Annotated in this window: 13 protein-coding genes and 1 pseudogene; 5 read left to right on the top strand and 9 right to left on the bottom strand. The window is 72.6% G+C overall.

The window, feature by feature from the left end; all coding sequences use genetic code 11:
* Positions 1-9: 9 nt before the first annotated feature.
* A complete protein-coding gene (locus tag Dfulv_RS43395; RefSeq protein ID WP_259859642.1) occupies positions 10-1,497 on the bottom strand; it encodes a pyridoxal phosphate-dependent decarboxylase family protein in 1,488 nt (495 codons plus the stop codon).
* A 167-nt stretch (positions 1,498-1,664) separates the two neighbouring features.
* Here Dfulv_RS43395 and Dfulv_RS43400 point away from each other — a divergent pair.
* Both Dfulv_RS43400 and Dfulv_RS43405 read left to right on the top strand, forming a co-directional pair.
* Positions 1,665-3,539, top strand: a pseudogene (locus Dfulv_RS43400) (penicillin acylase family protein); the annotation flags it as partial.
* Positions 3,540-3,560: 21 nt separating this feature from the next.
* Positions 3,561-4,115: a GNAT family N-acetyltransferase gene (locus tag Dfulv_RS43405; protein ID WP_259869331.1), complete on the top strand. Its 555-nt coding sequence runs from the start codon at positions 3,561-3,563 to the stop codon at positions 4,113-4,115.
* 93 nt (positions 4,116-4,208) lie between these two features.
* Here the strand turns inward: Dfulv_RS43405 and Dfulv_RS43410 are convergent, their stop codons facing one another.
* Genes Dfulv_RS43410 through Dfulv_RS43425 form a run of 4 tightly spaced genes read right to left on the bottom strand, consistent with a single transcriptional unit; the run spans position 4,209 to position 8,065 of the window.
* Positions 4,209-5,018 (bottom strand): siderophore-interacting protein, encoded by an 810-nt coding sequence (locus Dfulv_RS43410; RefSeq protein ID WP_259859643.1) that lies wholly within the window; start codon positions 5,016-5,018, stop codon positions 4,209-4,211.
* 1 nt (position 5,019) lies between these two features.
* Entirely contained in the window at positions 5,020-5,571 is a 552-nt protein-coding gene (locus tag Dfulv_RS43415; protein WP_259859644.1) for an ECF transporter S component, read from the bottom strand.
* The gene (locus tag Dfulv_RS43420; protein WP_259859645.1) at positions 5,568-6,317 is read right to left on the bottom strand and encodes an energy-coupling factor transporter transmembrane component T; all 750 of its coding nucleotides are present in this window, start codon (positions 6,315-6,317) and stop codon (positions 5,568-5,570) included. The genes Dfulv_RS43415 and Dfulv_RS43420 overlap by 4 nt, the downstream gene beginning before the upstream one ends.
* Positions 6,314-8,065 (bottom strand): ABC transporter ATP-binding protein, encoded by a 1,752-nt coding sequence (locus Dfulv_RS43425; protein WP_259859646.1) that lies wholly within the window; start codon positions 8,063-8,065, stop codon positions 6,314-6,316. Before Dfulv_RS43425 ends, Dfulv_RS43420 begins: the two co-directional genes overlap by 4 nt.
* Before the next feature lie 136 nt (positions 8,066-8,201).
* On the opposite strand from Dfulv_RS43425, the gene Dfulv_RS43430 reads away from it, so the two are divergent.
* Together Dfulv_RS43430 and Dfulv_RS43435 are read left to right on the top strand one after the other, a co-directional pair.
* On the top strand, positions 8,202-9,575 hold the full coding sequence (locus tag Dfulv_RS43430; protein WP_259859647.1) for a carbohydrate-binding protein: 1,374 nt from the start codon (positions 8,202-8,204) through the stop codon (positions 9,573-9,575).
* Between the two features lie 248 nt (positions 9,576-9,823).
* Positions 9,824-10,555: an MBL fold metallo-hydrolase gene (locus tag Dfulv_RS43435; protein ID WP_259859648.1), complete on the top strand. Its 732-nt coding sequence runs from the start codon at positions 9,824-9,826 to the stop codon at positions 10,553-10,555.
* 95 nt (positions 10,556-10,650) lie between these two features.
* On the opposite strand, the gene Dfulv_RS43440 is transcribed toward Dfulv_RS43435, so the two are convergent.
* Together Dfulv_RS43440 and Dfulv_RS43445 are read right to left on the bottom strand one after the other, a co-directional pair.
* A complete protein-coding gene (locus tag Dfulv_RS43440) occupies positions 10,651-15,696 on the bottom strand; it encodes an SCO7613 C-terminal domain-containing membrane protein (RefSeq protein ID WP_259859650.1) in 5,046 nt (1,681 codons plus the stop codon).
* Positions 15,697-15,842: 146 nt separating this feature from the next.
* Positions 15,843-17,264, bottom strand: coding sequence for a UDP-glucose dehydrogenase family protein (locus Dfulv_RS43445; RefSeq protein ID WP_259859651.1), 1,422 nt, complete (start codon positions 17,262-17,264; stop codon positions 15,843-15,845).
* Positions 17,265-17,532: 268 nt separating this feature from the next.
* Between Dfulv_RS43445 and Dfulv_RS43450 the strand changes: the two genes are divergently transcribed.
* Positions 17,533-18,648, top strand: coding sequence for an acyl-CoA dehydrogenase family protein (locus Dfulv_RS43450; protein ID WP_259869339.1), 1,116 nt, complete (start codon positions 17,533-17,535; stop codon positions 18,646-18,648).
* Positions 18,649-18,708: 60 nt separating this feature from the next.
* Here Dfulv_RS43450 and purE read toward each other — a convergent pair whose 3' ends face one another.
* Positions 18,709-19,209 (bottom strand): 5-(carboxyamino)imidazole ribonucleotide mutase, encoded by a 501-nt coding sequence (gene purE, locus Dfulv_RS43455; protein WP_259859653.1) that lies wholly within the window; start codon positions 19,207-19,209, stop codon positions 18,709-18,711.
* Complete coding sequence (locus Dfulv_RS43460; RefSeq protein ID WP_259859655.1) at positions 19,206-20,336, bottom strand: 5-(carboxyamino)imidazole ribonucleotide synthase; 1,131 nt, start codon at positions 20,334-20,336, stop codon at positions 19,206-19,208. Before Dfulv_RS43460 ends, purE begins: the two co-directional genes overlap by 4 nt.
* Positions 20,337-20,576 lie beyond the last annotated feature (240 nt).

Here is a 20,576-nt window from a genome sequence, read left to right on the forward strand (position 1 = left end):
GCTCCCGGGTCAGCCGACGCTGTAGGTCAGGTCGGGCGTCTGCTCGCGGACGAAGCGGCCCGCGTGCTCGGCGACGAGCTCGAGGACCTCGGCGATGTCGTCGAGCGAGGTCTCCGGATTGAGCAGGGTGAACTTCAGGTGGTGCTGACCGTCCACCGTGGTCCCGGCCACGACGGCGGCACCGGAGGCGGCCAGGGCCTCACGCGCGTGGAGGTTCGCCCGGTCCGCGAGGTCCCGGGCCAGGTCCGCGGGCAGGTCGGCCGGGAGGCCGGTGGGCATGAACCGGAAGACCACGGTGCTCAGCTGCGAGCGGGTGACCACCTCGAAGCGCGGGTCCTCGCTGAGCAGGTCGAAGGCGGCCGAGGCGCGGTCGACGACCTCGTCGAACAGTTCGCCGATCGCGTCGGCGCCCATGATGCGCAGGGTCAGCCACAGCTTGAGCGCGTCGAACCGGCGGGTGGTCTGGAGGCTCTTGTCGACCTGGTTGGGGATCCGCTGCTCGACCATCCGGGCCGGGTTGAGGTAGTCGGCGTGGTACGTGGCGTGCCGCAGGACGGCCCGGTCGCGGACGAGGACTGCGCTGGAGCTGACCGGCTGGAAGAACGACTTGTGGAAGTCGACGGTGACCGAGTCGGCGCGCTCGATGCCGTCGAGCAGGTGCCGGCGGGTCTTCGAGGTGAGCAGCCCGCAACCGTAGGCCGCGTCGACGTGCAGCCAGACGCCGGCGGCGAGGCACAGGTCGGCGATCGCCGGCAGCGGGTCGATGGAGCCGAAGTCGGTGGTGCCCGCGGTGGCGACGACGGCCATCACGGTCTGCCCTGCCTCCTGGCAACGCTGCAGCTCGCGGGCCAGGCCGGTCGGGCTCATGCGCCGGTGGCGGTCGGTCTCGACCACGACAACCGCGTCGGGGCCCAGGCCGAGCAGCTTGGCCGCCTTCTGGACGCTGAAGTGGCCGGCCGCCGAGGTGAGGATGCGCAGGTGCTCCCGGGTCCCGGCCTCTTCCCGCGCCATCAGCAGGGCCTGGAGGTTGGACTGCGTACCGCCGCTGGTGAACACGCCGTCGGCGGCCGGGCCGAGACCGATGCGCTCGGCGGTCCAGTCGATGAGGCGCCGCTCGATGAGCGTGGCGCCGGCGCTCTGGTCCCAGGTGTCCATCGACGAGTTGACGGCCGAGAGCACCGCTTCTCCGAGGAGGGCGGGGATGACCACGGGGCAGTTGAGGTGGGCCAGGTACCGCGGGTGGTGGAAGTAGACCGCGTCACGCAGGTAGACGTCCTCGAGCTCGTCGAGCGCCTCCCGGACGTCGCCGAGCGGCCGGTCCAGGTCGACGGCGGACACCTCCAGTGCGAGCTGATCGGGCGTGACCCCGGTGAACGGACGGTCGGTTGCGCTGATGCGGGTCGCGACGCGGTCGAGGCCATCGGCCAGGGCGCGCCTGTATCGGTCGACCGTCCCGTTCGTGAAGAGATGTTCGCGGGCGGCAGGGCGCAGACTCATGGACAAGTCCCTCAGCGGTCGCAGAGAAGGTGACGAATCACTAGCGGCCGAGTAAGGTTACCCTAACCTAAGTTTGAGTCAACAGATTCCATTCTGGACACACAGCCGGTACCGTCTCTCAAGTTAGGTAAGGTTAACCTAAGAGGGCCGGATCCGTGAATACCACGATGCATCGTGATGCATGGGGCGTCCCGCACCTGTGGGCCGACACCGTCGACGAGTTGGCCTTCCTGCAGGGACAGGTGACCGCGACCGACCGGCGCGGGCAGCTCGACGCCGAGCACCGGCGCGCCGAGGGGCGCCTGGCCGCGATCGCCGGCCCCGCCGAGGTGCCCTGGGACCGGTTCGCCCGACGGGCCCGGCTCGACGACACCGCGCGCCGCTGCCACGAGGCGCTCGACGCCCGTACGCGGCACTGGATCGGGTCCTATGTGGACGGCGTGAACTCCACCGGCCTGCACTTCCGGCCGTGGACGCCGCTGGGCATCTTCCTGGTCCAGCACATCCTCTTCGGCACCTTTCCCAACAAGCTGTGGCACGCGCACGTCGAGGCGACGCTCGGGCCGGAAGCCGTCGACCTGTTCGCGATCGAGGGACCGGGCGGCTCCGGCAGCAACGCGTGGTACGACGCCTCGCGGCGCGTCCTCGCCGGCGATCCGCACCGGCTGCTCGAGCTGCCGGGGATCTACCAGCAGATCCAGCTGGCCTGCCCGGCCTTCGACGTCGTGGGCCTCGCGTTCCCCGGCGTGCCGGGTGTTCAGCACTTCGGCCAGACCCCTGGGGTCGCCTGGGCTGTGACCAACGCCATGGCCGACTACCAGGATCTCTTCCGCGAGCAGCTGCGCCGGGTCGACGGCCGGGTGCTCGTCCGCGACCCCGACGGCTGGACACCGGTGCCCGCCTGGACCGAGAGCATCGAGGTGCACGGCGCGCCGGACGAGCAGGTCGAGATCGTCGAGACCGCGCGCGGCCCGATCGTCGACGTCGACCGGAACACCGGCGAGGGGCTGAGCCTGCGCACCCCGGCGCGGGTCGAGTCGCGGCTCGGCTTCGAGGCGCTGTTACCGCTGCTGCACTCGTCCACTGTGGACGACGTCGCGGCCGCGCTCACGAGCTGGGTCGAGCCGGTCAACAGCGTGCTCGTCGCGGACACCACCGGTGCGGTGCTGCGGCTGGTCGCCGGGCTGGTGCCGGTGCGCGACGACCGCAACCGGCGCGTGCCGGTACCGGCATGGGACCCGGCCTTCGAGTGGCAGCCGGGCTACGCGCCGCTGCCGCGCATCACCGAGACGGGCTCGGTGGTGACCGCGAACGACCGGCGCCCCGACGACGTCGCCGCCTTGGGCGTCGACTTCGCCCCGCCCTTCCGCGCGGAACGGATCCGAGCCCTGCTCGCGGAGGGCGCGCCACCGGAGGCCATCCACCAGGACACGCTGGTCGACACCGCGCTCCTGCGCCTGCTGGACGGCACGGCGGCCGGCGCACGACTGTCCGGCTGGGACGGGCGGATGGACGCCGCCAGCACGGCGGCGGGCACGTTCGCGGCCTGGCGCACGGCGCTCGCCGGACGGCTGTACGACCATCCCGGCCTGCGCCCGTTGCAGGCGGCCCGCGGCTTCGACGAGCTGTTCACGCCGTGGACCGACCCGCGGGCGCGGATCGGGCACGCCCTCGACGGCGTGGCGCTCGGCCTGCACCGGCTGGGCGTCGACGTGCCGCCGCTCGCGACCGCGGCGTTCGAGGACGTCACCGCCTCCGGGAACGGCACGTGGGGCGAGCGGCACCTGCTCGCGCCGGTCGAACTCTCCCCGGCCTGGGACAGGCGCGTCCCGCTGGGCGGCGACACCGGCGCGGTGTTGTGCACCTCGAACGTGCCCGGCGTCTCGGACGCCTGCTGGCGGGGCCCGGTCGCCCGCTACGTGTGGGACCTGACCGACCGGTCCCGCAGCCGCTGGATCGTCCCGTTCGGCGCGTCGGACCGCGCCGAGGACCCGCACTTCGCCGATCAACTGCCGCTCTGGGCCGACGGCCGGCTCGTACCTGCGACACCGTTTGGAGAGCACGTGCACGTCTACGAGGAGAAGATCCCCGACGTCGGCCTGTTCCGCCTGGAGGTGCTCCGCCCGGCCGAGCACGCCGAACTGGTGCACGGCTGGGTCACCGAGCGGCGGGCCGCGTTCTGGGGCATGGGCGGCCATTCGGTGGACGACGTCCGGGAGATCTACGAGTTCGTCGACAGCCTGCCGACGCACCACGCGTTCCTGATGCGGCTCGACGACCGGCCGATCGGCCTGTTCCAGACGTACGAGCCGGACGCCGACCCGGTGGGCGAGCGCTACCCGGTCCAGCCCGGCGACCACGGCATGCACCTGCTGCTCGCGCCGGGCCGCGACCGCCCGCGGGGGTTGACCGACGCGGTGGGGCCGGCGCTGGCGCGGTACATCTTCCGCGACCCCGAGCACCAGCGGATCGTGGTCGAGCCGGACGTCCGCAACCACTTCGCGCTGCGCCGGCTGGAGATCGAGGGGTTCGTCCTGTCGGACGAGATCGACATGCCCGACAAGCGCGCCCGGCTGGCGTTCCTGACCCGCGACCGCTTCTTCGACCTCAACCCCTGACTCTTCGCGCCGATCTTGGAGTTGTGGTCCCTAACTTTTCCGACATAAGCGGAAATAGTCAGGACCACAACTCCAAGATCGGCGCAGGAGGGGTCAGCCGGCGGAGTGGCCGTGGCGCCAGTAGCCGATGAAGTCGAGGTGCTGCTTGGGGACGGCGCGCTGCTCGACCAGGAATCGGCGGGCGCCTGTGGCCAGGGACGACTCGCCTGCCAGGTAGCCGTAGACCGCGCCCTGCGGCAGCGCCGCCTCCTGCAGCGCGGCCAGGGCCAGCTTGCCCGGCACACCGTGGCCGTCGCGGACGATCCACCGCAGTTCCACCCCGGCGGGGACCCGGAACTCCTGCTTGTCCGCCTCCGACGGGACCTCCACGATCGCCAGGCCGCGGGCGTCGTCCGGAAGCGAACCGCAGATTCCGGCGACCGCCGGCATGCCGGTCTCGTCGGTGACGAGCAACGTCCAGTCGTGCGGGTGCCTCGGGTTGTAGCCGACGCCCTGGTCCAGGATGCCGACCTGCTCGCCGGGCTTGGCGTTCAGCGCGAACCCCGCCGCCGGGCCCGAGGCGCCGTCCGGGTCGACGTGCACGACGAAGTCGATGTCGAGCTCGTGCTGCTCCGGCCGCGCGGCCCGCACGGTGTAGCACCGCACCCAGGGGCGCTGCGCCTTCGGCGTGGCGAGATACTGCGCGTACCACAGCCCGGACGTGCGCGTCGGCAACCGCAGCGTGTCCTGGCCCTCCCTGGGCAGGAACAGCCGGAACCACTGGTCGAAGCCCTGTGGCGTGAAGCCGTCCGGGTCGAAGCGGACGGTGACCCGCACGACGTTGGGCGAGATGCGTTCCGAGCCGGCCACCTCGACGAGCAGGACGTGCGGGTCGACGGCCTTGCGGATCTTGAAGTTCGCCACGTCATGCTCCCATCGGGCGGACCAGGCCGCGGGTCACGCCGGTCTTCGCCACCCGCTGGGCGAGCACCAGACCGGCCCACGTGGCCAGGCCGGCGCTGCCGACCATCAGGACGAAGAAGAGCGCCTGGACGGCGACCGCCGTCGAGGCCATGTCGAAGCTGACGTACGCCATCGCGGCGTAGATCGCGGTGAAGCCGACGGTCGTGGTGGAGAAGAGCCACGGCCGCCAGATCCGGTACAGCGTCACGGCGAAGCCGAACTCGATGGCCACGCCGACCATCAGGCAGGTCACGACCGCGCTCGGCCCGAAGGGGGTGAGCGGCACGTTGACCAGCCCGGCGATGAGCGTGGTGAGCACGCCGGCACCCGGGCGGCGCAGCAGTGCCAGGCCGAGGACGGGGCCCAGGAGCCAGAAACCGACGAGTCCGGCGTACAGGATCGGCATCGTCGGCGCGAAGATCGCGCTGATGTGGTTGACCGGGACCAGCAGCACCCCGCTGGCGGCACCGATCGCCGCGCAGGTCATGAGGAACCTGGTGGTGAGGGACTTCATCGGAACACTCCAAAGGCGAAGGCCCAGAGGGCCAGGACGAAGATCGCGTCGCGGATCCGGAACGGCACGACGTATCGCTCGGTGCGGGTCGGAAACGCGCCGAACGCGCGGGACTCCATGGCGAGCGAGACCCGCTCGGCGTGCCGGATGCCGCCAGCTAGCAGCGGGACGGCGTAGCCGCCGTACCGGCGCAGGGCGGCGATCGGGCCACGGCCGCCGGCGAGGCCGCGGACCCGGTGCGCGCTGCGGATGACGTCGAGCTCGTGGCCGAAGCGCGGGACGAACCGGAATGCGGCCAGTGCCGAGTAGCCGACGCGGTACGGCACCCGCAGCTGCCGGATCATCGAACGCACCAGCTCGGGCCCGGTGGTCGTGAGCCCGCCGACGAGCGCGAGCAGCACCACGGCGACGAGTCGCAGCCCGGTCGCGAGGCCGGTCTCCAGCGCGCCCGACCACAGCTCGAGCGGCCCCACGGTGAACAACAGCCGAGAGTCGGCGACCTTCGCCGGGTCGGTCCAGACACCGAACGAGACGGTCATGACCGCGAGGGCGGCCGGGACGCCGAGCAGCAGCGCCGCCAGCGTCCGGCCGGTCGGACGGGCGCCGACGAGCACCAGCGCGAGCGCGAGGCCGCCGACCAGTGCCGGGGTCCGCAGGTCCCGCGTGCCGATGACCAGGATCATGAGCGGCAGCGGCCCGAACAGCTTCGCGAGGGGGTTGTACGTCCGCAGGTCGAAGAGGCTCACCGGGCCACCACGACCGCTCGTGGCAGGTCGGCGAGCCGGGTGACGGAACGCCACGCCGGATGGTTGGCCAACCCGCGGGTCGCCCGCGCGACGGGCGGCGGCCGGAGCCCGGGAAGGTCCGCGGCGAAGACCTCCGCGGGCGGGCCGTCCGCCACCACCCGGCCCCGGTCGAGCGCGATCACGCGGGTCGCGTGCTCGGCCACGAGCTGCATGTCGTGGCTGACCACAACGACCGTGGTGCCGCTCGCGTGCAGGCCGGTGAGCAGGTCGAGCAGCTCCGCGGCCCGCTCGCGGTCCTGGCCGAACGTCGGCTCGTCCAGCACCAGCACGCCGGGCCGGCAGATGATCGCCGTCCCGACGGACAGCCGCCGCTTCTGCCCGCCGGACAGCAGAAAGGGGTGCAGGTCGCGCAGCTCGCCGAGGCCGAAGCGGGTGAGCACCTCCTCGACCCGGGCCGTCACCTCGTCCTCCGGCACGCCGCGGATCCGCAGCCCGAGGGCCAGTTCGTCGTCGACGCGCCCGGTCACGAACTGGTGCTCCGGGTTCTGGAACACAAACCCGATCCGCCCCGCCAGCTCGCGCGCGTCGGCGCGGGCCGGGTCGAGCCCGGCGACGGTCACGGTGCCCCGCGGCGGCCGTACCACCCCCGCGATCGCCTGCGCCAGCGTCGTCTTCCCGGCGCCGTTCGCGCCGACGACGGCGACGAACTCCCCCGTGCCGACCCGCAGGCTCACGTCGTGCAGCACGGGCTCGCCGCCTCGCTCGACGGTCAGCCCGTCGACCACGAGCACCGCCACGCCGTCCGGTTCCGGTTCTGCCCGCGGGGCGGGCTCCGGCAGCGCCACCTGCGCGTCGAGCGCGGCGCCGAGCTCGGCCGGCGTCAGCGGGAGCGGGTCGAGCGCCACCCCGGCGGCGCGCAGCCGGAGGGCGGCGAGCGCACTGACCGGGAGCCAAACCCCGAGATCCAGGAGCATCGAGCTGTACGTGCTGAGCGTCGCCCGCGCCGGACCGTCCAGGACGACGCGGCCGGCGGCGTCGAGCACGACGACACGGTCGACGACGTCGATGGCGGTGTCGAGGCTGTGCTCGACGAGCAGGACACCGTGCGCGCCGGTGGCGGCGATGTCGCGGAGGACCGCGTAGACCTCCTCGACGCCGGCCGGGTCCAGGTTCGCCGTCGGTTCGTCGAGGACCAGCAGCGGGGCGCGCATCGCGAGGGCGCAGGCGATCGCGAGCCGTTGCCGCCCGCCGCCGGAGAGCCGGTCGGGGTCGTCGGCGCGACGTTCCCACAGGCCGACCCGCCGCAGCGCGTCCTCGGCCCGCTCCAGCACCTCGGCCGCGGGCAGGCACAGGTTTTCCGGGCCGAAGCAGACCTCGTCGAGGACGGTCGCGGTGACCACCTGGGCGTCGGGGTCCTGGAACACCATGGCGACGTGGCGGGCCAGCTCCGGCACCCGGTGGTCACGGGTGTTCCGGCCGGCGACCTCGACGGTGCCGGTCAGGTCGGCGCCGACGATGTGCGGGATCAGGCCGTTCGTCGCCAGCGCGAGGGTCGACTTGCCGCAGCCGGACGGGCCGAGCAGCAGGACGGCCTCGCCGGGCCGTACCGAGAACGTCACGCCGGCAGGCGTCGCGCGGATGTCCGCCGTCGAGCCGTCCTCGTGCCGGTGGAACACGCTGACGTCGCGCATCGCCAGCAACGGCACCGCGGTCGGCGAACATCCATCGGGGTCTTCCTCGGGAGGCACGGGGTTAGGATAGGCGAACCTAACTTAATGCGGTAGTCGTCCGCTTGAGCCGCCGCTAAGGTTGCCAACTCTTACATTTAATAGTGTTAACTGATAACGTCCCTCTCCATCGATCCATCGATGTGCAGGGGGTACCATGCGCTCTCGACGTCGTACATTCGCCCTGGTAGCCGGCGCGGCGCTGGCCGTCGTGACGGCGTTGGTGCTCGCGCCCACGATCCAGGCCCAGGCCGTCAGCAACGCGGCCCTGGCCGCCTGCACCGCCCCGACCTGGGCCGAAGGCAACACCTACACGGCCGGCACGCAGGTGACGTACAACGGCCACACCTATCAAGCCCTGGTGACCCACACCGCCTATGTGGGCGCCAACTGGAACCCTGCCGGGACGCCGTCACTGTGGAAGGACCTCGGTGCCTGCACCGGCGGCCCGTCGTCGCCGTCGGCCAGCCCGAGCCGCTCCGCCTCCCCGTCGGCCTCGCCGTCACGCTCGGCGTCGCCGTCCGCCTCACCGTCCCGCTCCCCCTCCAGCTCGCCCTCCACGCCGCCGACCGGCGGGACCTGCGGCGTCAAGTCGCGCCCGGCGGGCAAGGTGCTGCACGGCTACTGGGAGAACTGGGACGGCGCCTCCAACGGCGTCCACCCCGGCCTCGGCTGGATCCCGATCACCGACTCGCGCATCGCGCAGCACGGCTACAACGTCATCAACCTGGCGTTCCCGGTCATCCGCTCCGACGGCACCGTGCTGTGGGAGAACGGCATGGACGCCGGCGTGAAGGTGCCGACCCCGGCTGAGATGTGCCAGGCCAAGGCCAACGGCCTGACGCTGCTCATGTCGATCGGCGGCGCGGCGGCCGGTATCGACCTCAGCTCCAGCGCGGTCGCCGACCGGTTCGTCGCCACGATCGTGCCGATCCTGAAGGCCAACAACTTCGACGGCATCGACATCGACATCGAGACCGGCCTCTCCGGCAGCGGCAACATCAACACGCTCTCGACGTCGCAGGCGAACCTGATCCGCATCATCGACGGCGTGCTCGCGCAGATGCCGTCGAACTTCGGCCTGACGATGGCGCCCGAGACCGCGTACGTGACCGGCGGCAGCGTCACCTACGGCTCGATCTGGGGCTCGTACCTGCCGATCATCAAGAAGTACGCGGACAACGGCCGGCTGTGGTGGCTGAACATGCAGTACTACAACGGCAGCATGTACGGCTGCTCGGGTGACTCCTACTCGGCCGGGACGGTCCAGGGCTTCACGGTCCAGACCCAGTGCCTCAACAACGGCCTGGTCATCCAGGGCACCACGATCCGGGTGCCGTACGACAAGCAGGTCCCCGGCCTGCCCGCGCAGGTCGGCGCCGGCGGCGGCTACATGTCCCCGTCGCTGGTCTCCCAGGCGTACAACTCCTTCAACGGACAGCTGAAGGGCCTCATGACCTGGTCGATCAACTGGGACGGCTCGAAGGGCTGGACCTTCGGCGACAACGTGAAGTCGCTGCAGGGCCGGTAGCGCCACACCGACTGAGCGGGCCGTCCCTCGCCGGGGGCGGCCCGCTCGTTGTTGTGCGGGGTCCGGTCGCCCCCGTCGGATCGGCCGTGGCCCCACCCTTACAACGAACCGGCGACGGTCCGATCGACATCTGCCTCCCGGTCACCGGCCGCCGCGGGAGACGTGGGCGCCCGGCACGCCCGCGAGCCAGTACTGCGCGCCGGTAACCGCCCTGGGAAGCCTCCCGCGGTTTGGCTAGGGTCGGACGCATGTCCGTGCGGATGGGGGTCAACACGCACCAGCACGGCGATCATGCGTACGGCAACAGCCTCCTCCCCGCGTCGACCGTGCTGATCGGCCACGAGCACATGCGGGAATGGCTGCGGGTCGACCCGGTCATCGACGGCTGCCCGCCGTTCTGGTCGCCGGTGCCCGACTGGGGCGGCGTCACCCGGCGGCTGCCCGACGTCACCGTCCACGACCGGCTCACCGTCCACGTCGGACGGACCCGGGTCGAACTGCTCCACCCCGGCGGCCCGGCGCACACCACCGGCGACCTCGTGGCCTGGCTGCCCGAGCAGCGCGTGCTCTACGCGGGCGACCTGGTGTTCAGCGGCCTCACGCCGCTGGTGTTCATGGGCTCGGTCCAGGGTGCCGCGCGGGCGCTGGACTGGATGGCCGCGCTGGAGCCCGCCCATCTCGTGCCCGGACACGGCCCGCTGCTCACCGCGGCGGAGATCGGACCGGCGTTCGAGCAGCTGCGGCGGTACTACCGGTTCGTCCTCGACACCGCGGACGCCGGCATCACCGCGGGCCGGACGCCGCTGGAGGCCGCCCGCGACTGCGACCTGGGCGAGTTCGCCGGATGGGCCGACGCCGAGCGGATCGTGCTCAACCTGCACCGCGCCTACGCGGAGCGCCAGGGCACCGAGTTCGACCTGTTCGCGGCGCTGACCGACGCGGTGGCGTGGCGCGGCGGCCCGATGCCCACGTCGGTCTGACACCTCACCGACGACCCGGATCTTCGCCGGGGTGGAGGAAAACTGGGGTCATAGGCCAAGTGCGTTGCACGGACCCGAGCCCTCATCATGATCTTCTACCGCATCTCGCGGTATCTGCCGCGCAGGCGGTCCAGGCGCTGCCGCTGCTCGTAGGTGGCGCCCAGGCTGATGAGCAGGATGCCCGTGCCGGTGTAGAGCACCAGCTGCATCCACCATGGCAGGTCGATCCGCACCAGCTCGTTGATCGTGGCGATGACGGTGACCGCCGCACCGACCGCGACCGGGGCCTTCTGGCGCCGCGCCGCGCCGGCGGCGACCGTGATGACGGCCGCCAGGATCAGCAGGACCCGGCGCAGCTCCGGCGAGTCCGCGTCGACGACCGCGATCACCAGGCTGGGTGCGAAGCCGGCGACGAGCGCGGGGCCGTAGGCGAGCCAGCTGCCCAGCTCGGGCCGGTTGCGGATCTCGATCAGCCCGGTGATGAGGGCCAGCGCGGCGAACGGCAGCGTGTACGCCTCCAGGAGGGCGACCTTGACGGTCACCAGCAGCAGCCAGATCGCCAGCAGTTCGGCGATCGACGCGGCGATGACAAGGATCGTCCGCTGGCGGGCGCTGCGGCCCTTGCGCGCCGCGGACAGGCCGAGCACCGCGCCGAGGGCGGTCAGCGCCGCGGCGGTGTGCGCCGGTGAGCCGAGCGTGAGCAGGACGGCGACGAGGGCACCGGCGTATCCGGCGGTCTCGACCGTCATGGCCTCGCGGGTGATGGTCGCGCTCGGGCGCAGGCGGGGCAGCGCCGCGCCGAGCACCAGCAGCAGCGCGGCAACGATCAGCAGCGGAAACGCGCACTGCTTGAGCGTCAGGCCGGCGGCCAGCCCGGCGGCGAGCGCGAAGCCCTCCGCCGTCGAGGCGGCGACGTGCCAGCCGAGCATCCGGCCGTTGGTGGTCCGCCCCCAGATGCCGGCGATCGCCCCGACGACCACCGAGCCGGCCAGCCAGGCGAGCGTCTGCGACCGGGTGGCGAGGCTGCCCGCGCCGCCCGCGCCCGCCGCCAGGACGGCGATCACGAACACTAGGCGCCGGGCGTGGATCATCAACCGCCCGTCCGGGCCGTCCGCCTCGGGCGGCACGGTCAGCGCCAGGCCGAGGCCGGCGATCGTGGCCACCAGCAGTGCGAGCGTCGGCTGCACCGGGTACGGCGCGTCGAGCGCCGCCGGTGCGATGAGCAGTGTCAGCGCCGCGCCGGGCACGACGATCGCGACCGCGCGGTTGGCGACCGCCTGACCGGTGCCGCCGAGCCCGACCGCCATCAGCGCCCCGGCGAGCGTGAGCAGGAACGCGCCGAGGACGTGCGTGTTGTTGCCCGCGTACCGGCCCAGGTCACCGAGGCCGCCCGCCGTCGCCGGGGTCCCCGTCCAGGGTTGCTGGAGCCAGCGGTACGGGCCGGCGAGCGCGGCGAACACCGCCGGCGTGATGAAGACCACGACGATCACGGCCGGGGTCCCGGCTGCGGCGGCCACCCCGAGCGAGAAGTTGCGCGGCATCCGGACCCGCTGCCACCGGCCGGCGGGTGCGCCGCCGCGGTCGGGCCGGAACGTGCGGGCCGGCTCGAACCCGGTCGGCTCGTGCCAGTTCGCGCGCAGCAGTTCGGCGAGCACCCCCAGCAGCGCCGCGGCGGCGGCGTAGACGACCGCGCCGTCGCGCTGCGCGACCAGGGCGGCGAACGCCGTCGTCGTGGCGGAGGCGGCGACCCCGCCGGTCACGTACGGCAGGTAGCCGGGCGCCTGCTGGGCCCCGGCCGCGGCGACGGCCAGCCCGGCGGCGCTGGTCGCCAGCGCCGCGATGAGGATGGTGCTGGTCCGGTCGGGGTACAGGCCGCCGACCATCGCGGTGGCGGCGCCGGCGAACGCGAACAGCGCCCCGGCCACGGCGGTGCCGCCGACGAGCGTGAGCGGGCCGTCCTCGGGATCGCCGCGGCGGGTCGCGATGACCCGGGCGAGCCCGGCGACGAGCGCGCCGCTGACCCCGAGCGCGGCGAGTGTGCCGGCGGTCGCGCCCGGCCGGACAAGGCCGCCACCGACCGCGAACAGACCGGCGACGAGGGCCGCGCCGAGCCGGGTGTAGGCGGCGCGCCAACTGCGGGCGTAGCAGGCCCAGACCGCGACCCCGGTCGCCGCCAGCCAGCCGACGATCATCGGCGCCTGCCAGCCGAGGCCGAGGCCGACGGGTGCGGCGAGGGCGGCCAGCACAACCGCGGCGGCGGCGGTGTCGTCGCCGTACGGCTGGGGCAGCGCGACGGCGGCCGCACCCGCCAGCAGGAGCAGCGCGATCGGCACCTGCCAGCCGAACGTCGCCAGGTCCTGAGCGGTGGCCGACCAGCTGCTGTCGAGCGCGGCCTCCCACGGCGGGTTGGCCGCCCGGATCACCCCGATCGCGCCGATGACGGCCATGGTCCCGGCGTAGAGGCCGGTGCCCAGCCCGACCATGGCCGCGCCGACGACCGGTCCGCGCCGCCAGTCGTCGGGCAGGGTGCGGGCGGCGACCGCGACCGCGAACACGAGCAGCGCGAGCGTCACCACCTCGATGCCCGAGGAGGCCAGGGAGACGGCCCGCGCGATGGCGCTGATCGCGGCGATCGTGACGGCCGCCGCGGCGGCGTCGGCCCCGGTGAACTCGATGCCGAACGTCTGCCGGTCGTCCATCCGCGGCGCGACCCACAGCATGACCGCGGCCACGAGCATGAGCAGCGCGATGAGGAGGTCGATGGTCGTGGCGCCGTTCGCGACCACGGCCGCGACGGCGACGGCGACCGCGCCCGCGCTGGCCCCGACGAGCAGCGGCGGGCTCTGCCGGCCGCGGGCGACCTGGGTGATCGCGGCGTACCCGAGCGTCACGGCAAGGGCCAGGAAGCTCATGACCAGCACGACGGTCGCGCCGCCGGGCAGGCCGTCGAAGGCGATCGCGGTGCCGGCGGCGGCCGCGCCGGGCAGCGCGAAGAGAGCGCCGCCCGCGGCCGCGTCGGCGATCCGCTGCCCGACGACGGCCCCCTCGGCGTCGGCGCGGTGGGGCCGGGACAGCATGGCGATCCCGGCGCCGGCGGCGGCGATGACGGTGAGCGTCAGGGCGGTCGAGGCCGGGCGGGCCAGGCTCGCCGCCGCCGCGTAGAGGCCGAGCACCAGGGCGGCGCCGAGGCAGACCCAGGCGGTGTGCGCCTCACCGACGCGCTGCGCGAGCGCGCCGGCCGCGACCGCGCCGGAGACCGCGAGCGCCGGGATGGACAGCCAGCTCAGCCCGAGCGCGGCGGGCGCGATGAGCAGCGTGAGCGCGGCGCCGATCACGAGCACGTCGGCGCGGAGCTGGTCGGGCGGCGGCAGGCTGGGCAGGGCGCCGCCGCGTGGTTCGGCCCGGCCGGCGGGTGCGGTGCTCGCGCTGAGGATCAGCGCGGCCGCGCCGGTCAGCAGGAGCACCGCGAGGACGTACTGCCAGCCGTTCGAACCGACGGCGATGTGCACCTTGCTGTGGTACATGCCGAGGTCGGCCCCCCACACCGGCCACGCGGCCCGCAGCGGGGCGGCGACACCGGGGAGCACGTCCACGACGAGCACCAGCGCTCCGACGACGGCGGCGACCGAGACCGCGGTGCGGGGTCCGCGCCGGGCGTCGGACGGCAGCGCCGACACCCCGAGGGCGGTGATCGCCACGGCCGCCGCCAGGAACACCAGGGTCAGGCCGGGGAAGGCCACCGCGCCGATCCGGGACACCGCCACGATGACGGCGACGGTCGCGATGCCGGCCGCGACGTCGGGCACGCCGCCGCGCCGCCACGACAGCGAGCCTGCGACGCCGACCCCGGCGGCGAGCAGCGTGACGCCCGCCGCCCGCAGCGTCTCGCCGAACTGGTCGGTGGTGACCAGCGCGAGCCCGGCGGCGCCCAGCGCGACGGCGAACGCGAGGGCGAACAGTGCCCAGGCCATGTCGCGCATCAGCGCGTCGGCGATGCGGTTGGTCCGGCCGGTGTGTGCCGGCTCGTCCTCGGCGGCGGTGTTGTCCTGGTGCGCGTCGAGACGCCGCTGGACCGACTGCTTGAGCGCGACACCGAACGCGAGGTCGATGAGCGCGACGCCGGACAGCGCGAGGGACAGGCCGGTGGGGCCCTTGATGGCGTCGAACGTGAGCAGCGGCAGGACCGGTTGCAGGGCGATGAGGGTGGCGTACCGCGGCGCGATGAGATGGCTCTGCATGCTGTAGACGGCGGCGATGCCGGCTGTGGCGAGGCAGACGAGTCCGAGGTAGACGGTGAACTGGATGCGGTCGGCTCCGAGGAGGCGCTCGGAGCGCAGGACGTAGCCGTCGAGCAGGACCAGCAGGAGCGCGACGGAGGCGACGGTCTCGGCGGTGGCGCTCAGGCCGCGCCGGACGAGGACGAGCGGGAGGGCCAGGGCGACGGCCGTGATGGCGGCCAGCGAGACGACCCGGCCGAACGTGCCGATGGCACCGAACGCGTCGACGGTGAGGACGACCGCCGCGCCGGCCAGGAGCAGGCCGCCGAGCGCGAGGACCGAGGCCTGCATGCTCGACTGCGTCGCCTCGGGCTTGTCGGCGGCGGGCGGCCCGTCGTCCCCGGTGCCGTCCGGTGGCCGGCGCATCTGCGGCAGGGGCGCGATCCTGGGCCGCGCCGGGACGATCACGGGCCGGGCCGGGCCGCCGGTCGGCGCGTCGGTGGCGTGGCCCTTCTCGACCGCGTGCGGGGCTCGTGGCGAGTACCGCTGCTGCGGCCCCGGCCGTTGGGCGGCCGGCGGCTCGATCGCGGCGGGCGGCGCACTCTCCACGGGCACGGCACTCGGCCCGCTGTGGCCGCGCAGCGCCCGGCCCAGCAACGGGCGCCTGCGAGTGGCCTGCTCGGCCTCGACCGCCGCCCGGACCTTGCGCCGCAGGCTGTCGCGCTGCGCGGAAGCGTGGGCCAACTGCCGGCGCAGGGTCTGGGTGTCGTCGGTCAGGTCGCGTTTCTTCTGCTCGAGCGCCGCGACCGTGCGCTGGAACATGGCGAGGGCCGCCGCGTCCGGATCGTGCGGCCGGCCGCAACTGCGACAGCCGGTGGCCTCGGTGGCCGGACCACCGCACGCCGGGCACGGGTAGGTGTCCACGCCACTCCTCCCGGGTCGCAACCGGGGTGGCCGCGAGCCGCGGTCACCCCGGGTTGTTCACGCCTTACTGGGAAGAATGCCTTGTTTCGTCGATCGACGGAAGCGAACCGCTCGTTCGGGAGGTTCCGGTCGTTCCCGGACCCGTCTCAAGCGACGACGGGCCGGCCCATGCCGCGGTACTCCCAGCCGGCGGCGACCCACACCGCCTGGTCAAGGCAGTTACGGCCGTCGATGACCTTCTTCGCGGCGACCAGGTGGTTGAGCGTGTTGGGATCGGTGTTGCGGAACTCTTCCCACTCGGTGAGGACGCAGACGAGGTCGGCGCCGGTGACGGCGTCGGTGAGCGTCTTGGCATACGTGACGTCGCCGACATCGGCCCGGGCGTTGTCCATGCCTTCCGGGTCGTAGACGGTGACGTCGGCGCCGGAGCGGGACAGCTTGCGCACCACCGAGAGGGCGGGCGAGTCACGTACGTCGTCGGAGTTGGGCTTGAAGGTCGCGCCGAGCACGGTGATCCGGGTGCCGGCGAGGTCGGGGCCGGCCGGCCCGTACTGCCGGTCGAGCAGCTCGGCCGAGAGCTGGACGATCTTCTGCCGGCGGCGCTGGTTGATCAGGTCCACCTCGTGCAGGAACCGCAGCGCCTCGCCGACGCCGAGCTCCTGCGCGCGGGCCTGGAACGCGCGGATGTCCTTGGGCAGGCAGCCACCGCCGAACCCGACGCCGGCACGGAGGAACTTGTTGCCGATGCGGGCGTCGTAACCGATGGAGCGGGCGAGCTGCGTCACGTCGGCGCCGGCGGCCTCGCAGACCTCGGCCATCGCGTTGATGAACGAGATCTTCGTGGCGAGGAAGGCGTTGGCGGCGACCTTGACCAGCTCGGCGGTCGCGAAGTCGGTGACGACGACCGGCACCTCGCGGTCCTCGGTCAGCGCCAGGTCGAAGACGCCCTTGTGGGCGGAGTAGAGCATGCCGGTCGCCCAGTCGGACTTGACGCCGAAGATGATCCGGTTGGGGCGCAGCACGTCCTCGACCGCGACGCCCTCCTGCAGGAACTCCGGGCTCCACGCGACCTCGACCTCGAGGTCCTCGGCGGCGTGCCGGCGGACGAGGTTCTCGATCCACTCGGCGGTGCCGACCGGGACGGTCGACTTGCCGACGATGAGGGCCTTGCGGGTCAGGTGCGGCGCCAGGTTGGTGACGGCACTCTCCACGTGCGACAGGTCGGCAGCCATGCCGTCGGGGCGCTGCGGCGTGCCCACGCAGATGAAGTGGATGTCACCGAAGTCCGCGACCTCTTCGTAGGAGGTGGTGAACCGCAGACGGCCGGCGGAGAGGTTCTTGCGCAGCAACTCGTCGAGGCCCGGCTCGTGGAAGGGGACGTCGCCGCCCGCGAGCTTCGCGATCTTCGCTTCGTCGATGTCGAAGCCGAGCACCTCGTAACCCAGTTCGGCGAAGCAGATGGCGTAGGTCGCGCCAAGGTAGCCGGTGCCGAGGAAGGTCAGCCGAGGCCGCGCCGAGCCGGACGGTGGAACTACAACGGGTGGTGTGCTCGGGTACGCGATGGTCACGCTTTGTCTCCGCTCGATCGAGGACTGCGCTGTCGACCTTCCCCCGCACGATTTCCTGCAAACACCCATAGCAACGGACACTTGTGGCGTATAGGGCGGGTTCGAGCCGACGTTGCTTCGGCGAGGATAGTCCCTCACCGCCCGGTGCGCCTCCAGCTCCTTCGTTACTCGTCGGTATGCTCACCCCACAGGCTCCTGAACGCCTGTTCAGGGTCACCGTGACGAGGGGGTTGTCGTGTTCGAGGCGTACCAGCTGCCCGAAGAGCACATGGCTGTTCGTGAGGCCGTGCGCGCGGTGTGCGACGGGAAGGTCGCACCCAACGCCGCCGCGGCCGACGAGACCGGCGAGTTCCCGCAGGCCTCCTACGACGCGCTGCGCGCCTCCGACTTCCACGCCCCGCACATCCCCGTCGAATACGGCGGCGCCGGCGCGGACGCCCTGGCCACCGCGATCGTCATCGAGGAGGTCGCCCGCGCCTGCGCCTCGTCGTCACTGATCCCGGCCGTCAACAAGCTGGGCACGATGCCGCTGCTGCTGGCCGCGTCCGACGAGCTCAAGCAGCGTTACCTGCCGGCGGTCGCCAAGGGCGACGCGATGTTCTCGTACTGCCTGTCCGAGCCCGAGGCCGGCAGCGACGCGGCCGGCATGAAGACCCGCGCCGAGCTCGACGGCGACACCTGGGTCCTCAACGGGGTCAAGCGCTGGATCACGAACGCCGGCGTCAGCGAGTTCTACACCGTGTTCGCCATCACGGATCCCGCCGCGCGGTCCCGCGGCATCTCGGCGTTCGTGGTGGAGAAGTCCGATCCGGGCGTGAGCTTCGGCGCACCGGAGAAGAAGCTCGGGATCAAGGGGTCACCGACTCGCGAGGTGTACTTCGACAATGTGCGTATTCCGGCAAACCGGATCATCGGCGAGCCGGGCACCGGCTTCGGCACCGCGATGCGCACCCTCGACCACACGCGCGTCACGATCGCCGCCCAGGCCCTGGGCATCGCGCAGGGGGCGCTGGACTTCGCGCTGGGCTACGTCCAGGAGCGCAAACAGTTCGGCAAGGCGATCGCCGACTTCCAGGGCATCCAGTTCATGCTCGCCGACATGGGCATGAAACTCGAGGCGGCCCGGCAACTGACGTACGCGGCGGCCGGCAAGTCCGAACGCGGCGAGAAGGACCTGACCTACTTCGGCGCCGCGGCCAAGTGCTTCGCCTCCGACACCGCGATGCAGATCACCACCGACGCCGTACAGCTGCTCGGCGGCTACGGCTACACCAAGGACTTCCCGCTCGAACGCATGATGCGCGACGCCAAGATCACCCAGATCTACGAAGGCACCAACCAGGTCCAGCGCATCGTCATGGCACGGCAACTGCTCAACGGCTGAACCACCGACTCGGCGGCGCGTTTCCCTCGCCGGTGCCGCCGGCGAGGGACGCGACCCGCGTCAGGGATGCTCGATGAGCGACGCCGACAAGGCCGCGTCCTTCTCGGCGACCAGGGCGCGCAGGGACTCCTGGAAGTCACGCATCCTCGCCAGCAGGGCCGTGTCGGTGGCGGCCAGGATGCGCACGGCCAGCAGGCCGGCGTTGCGGGCACCGCCGATCGAGACCGTCGCCACCGGGACGCCGGCGGGCATCTGGACGATCGACAGGAGCGAGTCCATGCCGTCCAGATACTTCAGCGGCACGGGCACGCCGATGACCGGCAGCGGGGTCGCCGACGCGACCATGCCGGGCAGGTGGGCGGCGCCGCCGGCGCCGGCGATGATGACCTTGAGTCCGCGGGCGACGGCCTCACCGGCGTAGTCGAGCATCAGGTGCGGGGTGCGGTGCGCGGACACCACGCGCACCTCGTGGGCCACCTCGAACTCGTCCAGCGCCTCGGCCGCCAGTTTCATGACCGGCCAGTCCGAGTCGCTGCCCATGATGATGCCGACGTCGGTCAATGCTCGTACCCCTCTTCGAGGATCCGCGCGGCCCGCCTGGCCCGCCTACGGCAGTCTTCCATGTCGTCACCGAGCACCGTGACGTGGCCGATCTTGCGGCCCTTGCGGACCTGCTTGCCGTAGAGGTGGACCTTGGCGCCGGGCTCCTCGGCGAAGAGGTGGTGCAGCCGCTCGTCGATCGACATGCCGCCGGGCTCGCCGCCGAGCACGTTGGCCATGACGACCGCCGGGGCCGTGATGCCGGTGTCGCCCATCGGGTAGTCGAGGACGGCGCGCAGGTGCTGCTCGAACTGGGAGGTGCGGGCGCCCTCGATGGTCCAGTGCGCGGAGTTGTGCGGGCGCATGGCGAGCTCGTTGATGAGGATCCGGCCGTCGACCGCCTCGAACAGCTCGACGGCGAGCACGCCGACCACGCCGAGGCGGGTGGCGATGTCGATCGCGAGGCGCTGGGCCTCGATCGCGCGGTCCTCGTCGAGACCGGGGGCCGGGGCCAGCACCTCGACGCAGATGCCGTCCTGCTGGACGGTCTCCACCACGGGATACGTGGCGACCTGGCCGAGCGGCGACCTGGCGACGACGGCGGCGAGCTCGCGCTTGAGGGGAACCAGCTCCTCGCCGATGACCTCGACGCCGGGTGGCACGTCGGCGGGCGACCGGGCGACGAAGACGCCGCGGCCGTCGTAACCGCCGGTGGCGGTCTTCACGATGATCGGCCAGCCGACCTCGTCGCCGAACGCCGCGAGGTCGCCGGAGGTCCAGCGCGGGACCGGGAAGCCGAGGGCGGAGAGGTGCCGGCGCATCTCACGCTTGTTCTGGGCGTACTTGAGCGCGTCGGCCCCGGGCAGCAGCGTGACGCCTTCGGCGGCGAGAGCGCGGATGAGGTCGCCGGGGACGTGCTCGTGGTCGAAGGTGACGACGTCGCAGGCCTTGGCGAACTCGCGCAGCGCGTTGATGTCGTCGTGCCGGCCGATGTGCACGTCGGCGGCGACGAGCGCGGCGCCGTCCTCGGGCGAGACGGCGAGCACACGCAACGATTGCCCGAGGGCGATCGCCGCCTGGTGCGTCATCCGGGCCAGCTGCCCACCGCCCACCATGCCGACAACGGGCAGTCCAGTCCGCGAGTCCATAGTGCGCCACAGCCTAGCGCCCCCCGTTCCCCCGCCCGTCGCGATCAGGGCCGCATTGCGCCGGAAATCGCCAGTTACATCCGGCTTCGGGCGTTTCGTGGGGCTCCGATCGCGCCCGAAGTCACACCGAGGACGGCACGGGGTCGGACGCCGTGGCGTCGCACTTCATGATCGAGGGAGACTTCGGGCCGTCGGGGCAACCCGGAGTTTCCCTCGATCTGTGAAGTCGGCCGGGGCGGC

It is taken from the genome of Dactylosporangium fulvum (assembly GCF_025137375.1).
Lineage (GTDB): Bacteria > Actinomycetota > Actinomycetes > Mycobacteriales > Micromonosporaceae > Dactylosporangium > Dactylosporangium fulvum.

What these genes read in the sequence shown, in the direction of transcription:
- Dfulv_RS43460 (WP_259859655.1), bottom strand. Translation starts at nt 20,336, where the DNA reads ATGGACTCGCGGACTGGACTGCCCGTTGTCGGCATGGTGGGCGGTGGG.
- Dfulv_RS43450 (WP_259869339.1), top strand. Translation starts at nt 17,533, where the DNA reads ATGGCTGTTCGTGAGGCCGTGCGCGCGGTGTGCGACGGGAAGGTCGCA.
- Dfulv_RS43430 (WP_259859647.1), top strand. Translation starts at nt 8,202, where the DNA reads ATGCGCTCTCGACGTCGTACATTCGCCCTGGTAGCCGGCGCGGCGCTG.
- Dfulv_RS43395 (WP_259859642.1), bottom strand. Translation starts at nt 1,497, where the DNA reads ATGAGTCTGCGCCCTGCCGCCCGCGAACATCTCTTCACGAACGGGACG.
- Dfulv_RS43415 (WP_259859644.1), bottom strand. Translation starts at nt 5,571, where the DNA reads ATGAAGTCCCTCACCACCAGGTTCCTCATGACCTGCGCGGCGATCGGT.
- Dfulv_RS43435 (WP_259859648.1), top strand. Translation starts at nt 9,824, where the DNA reads ATGTCCGTGCGGATGGGGGTCAACACGCACCAGCACGGCGATCATGCG.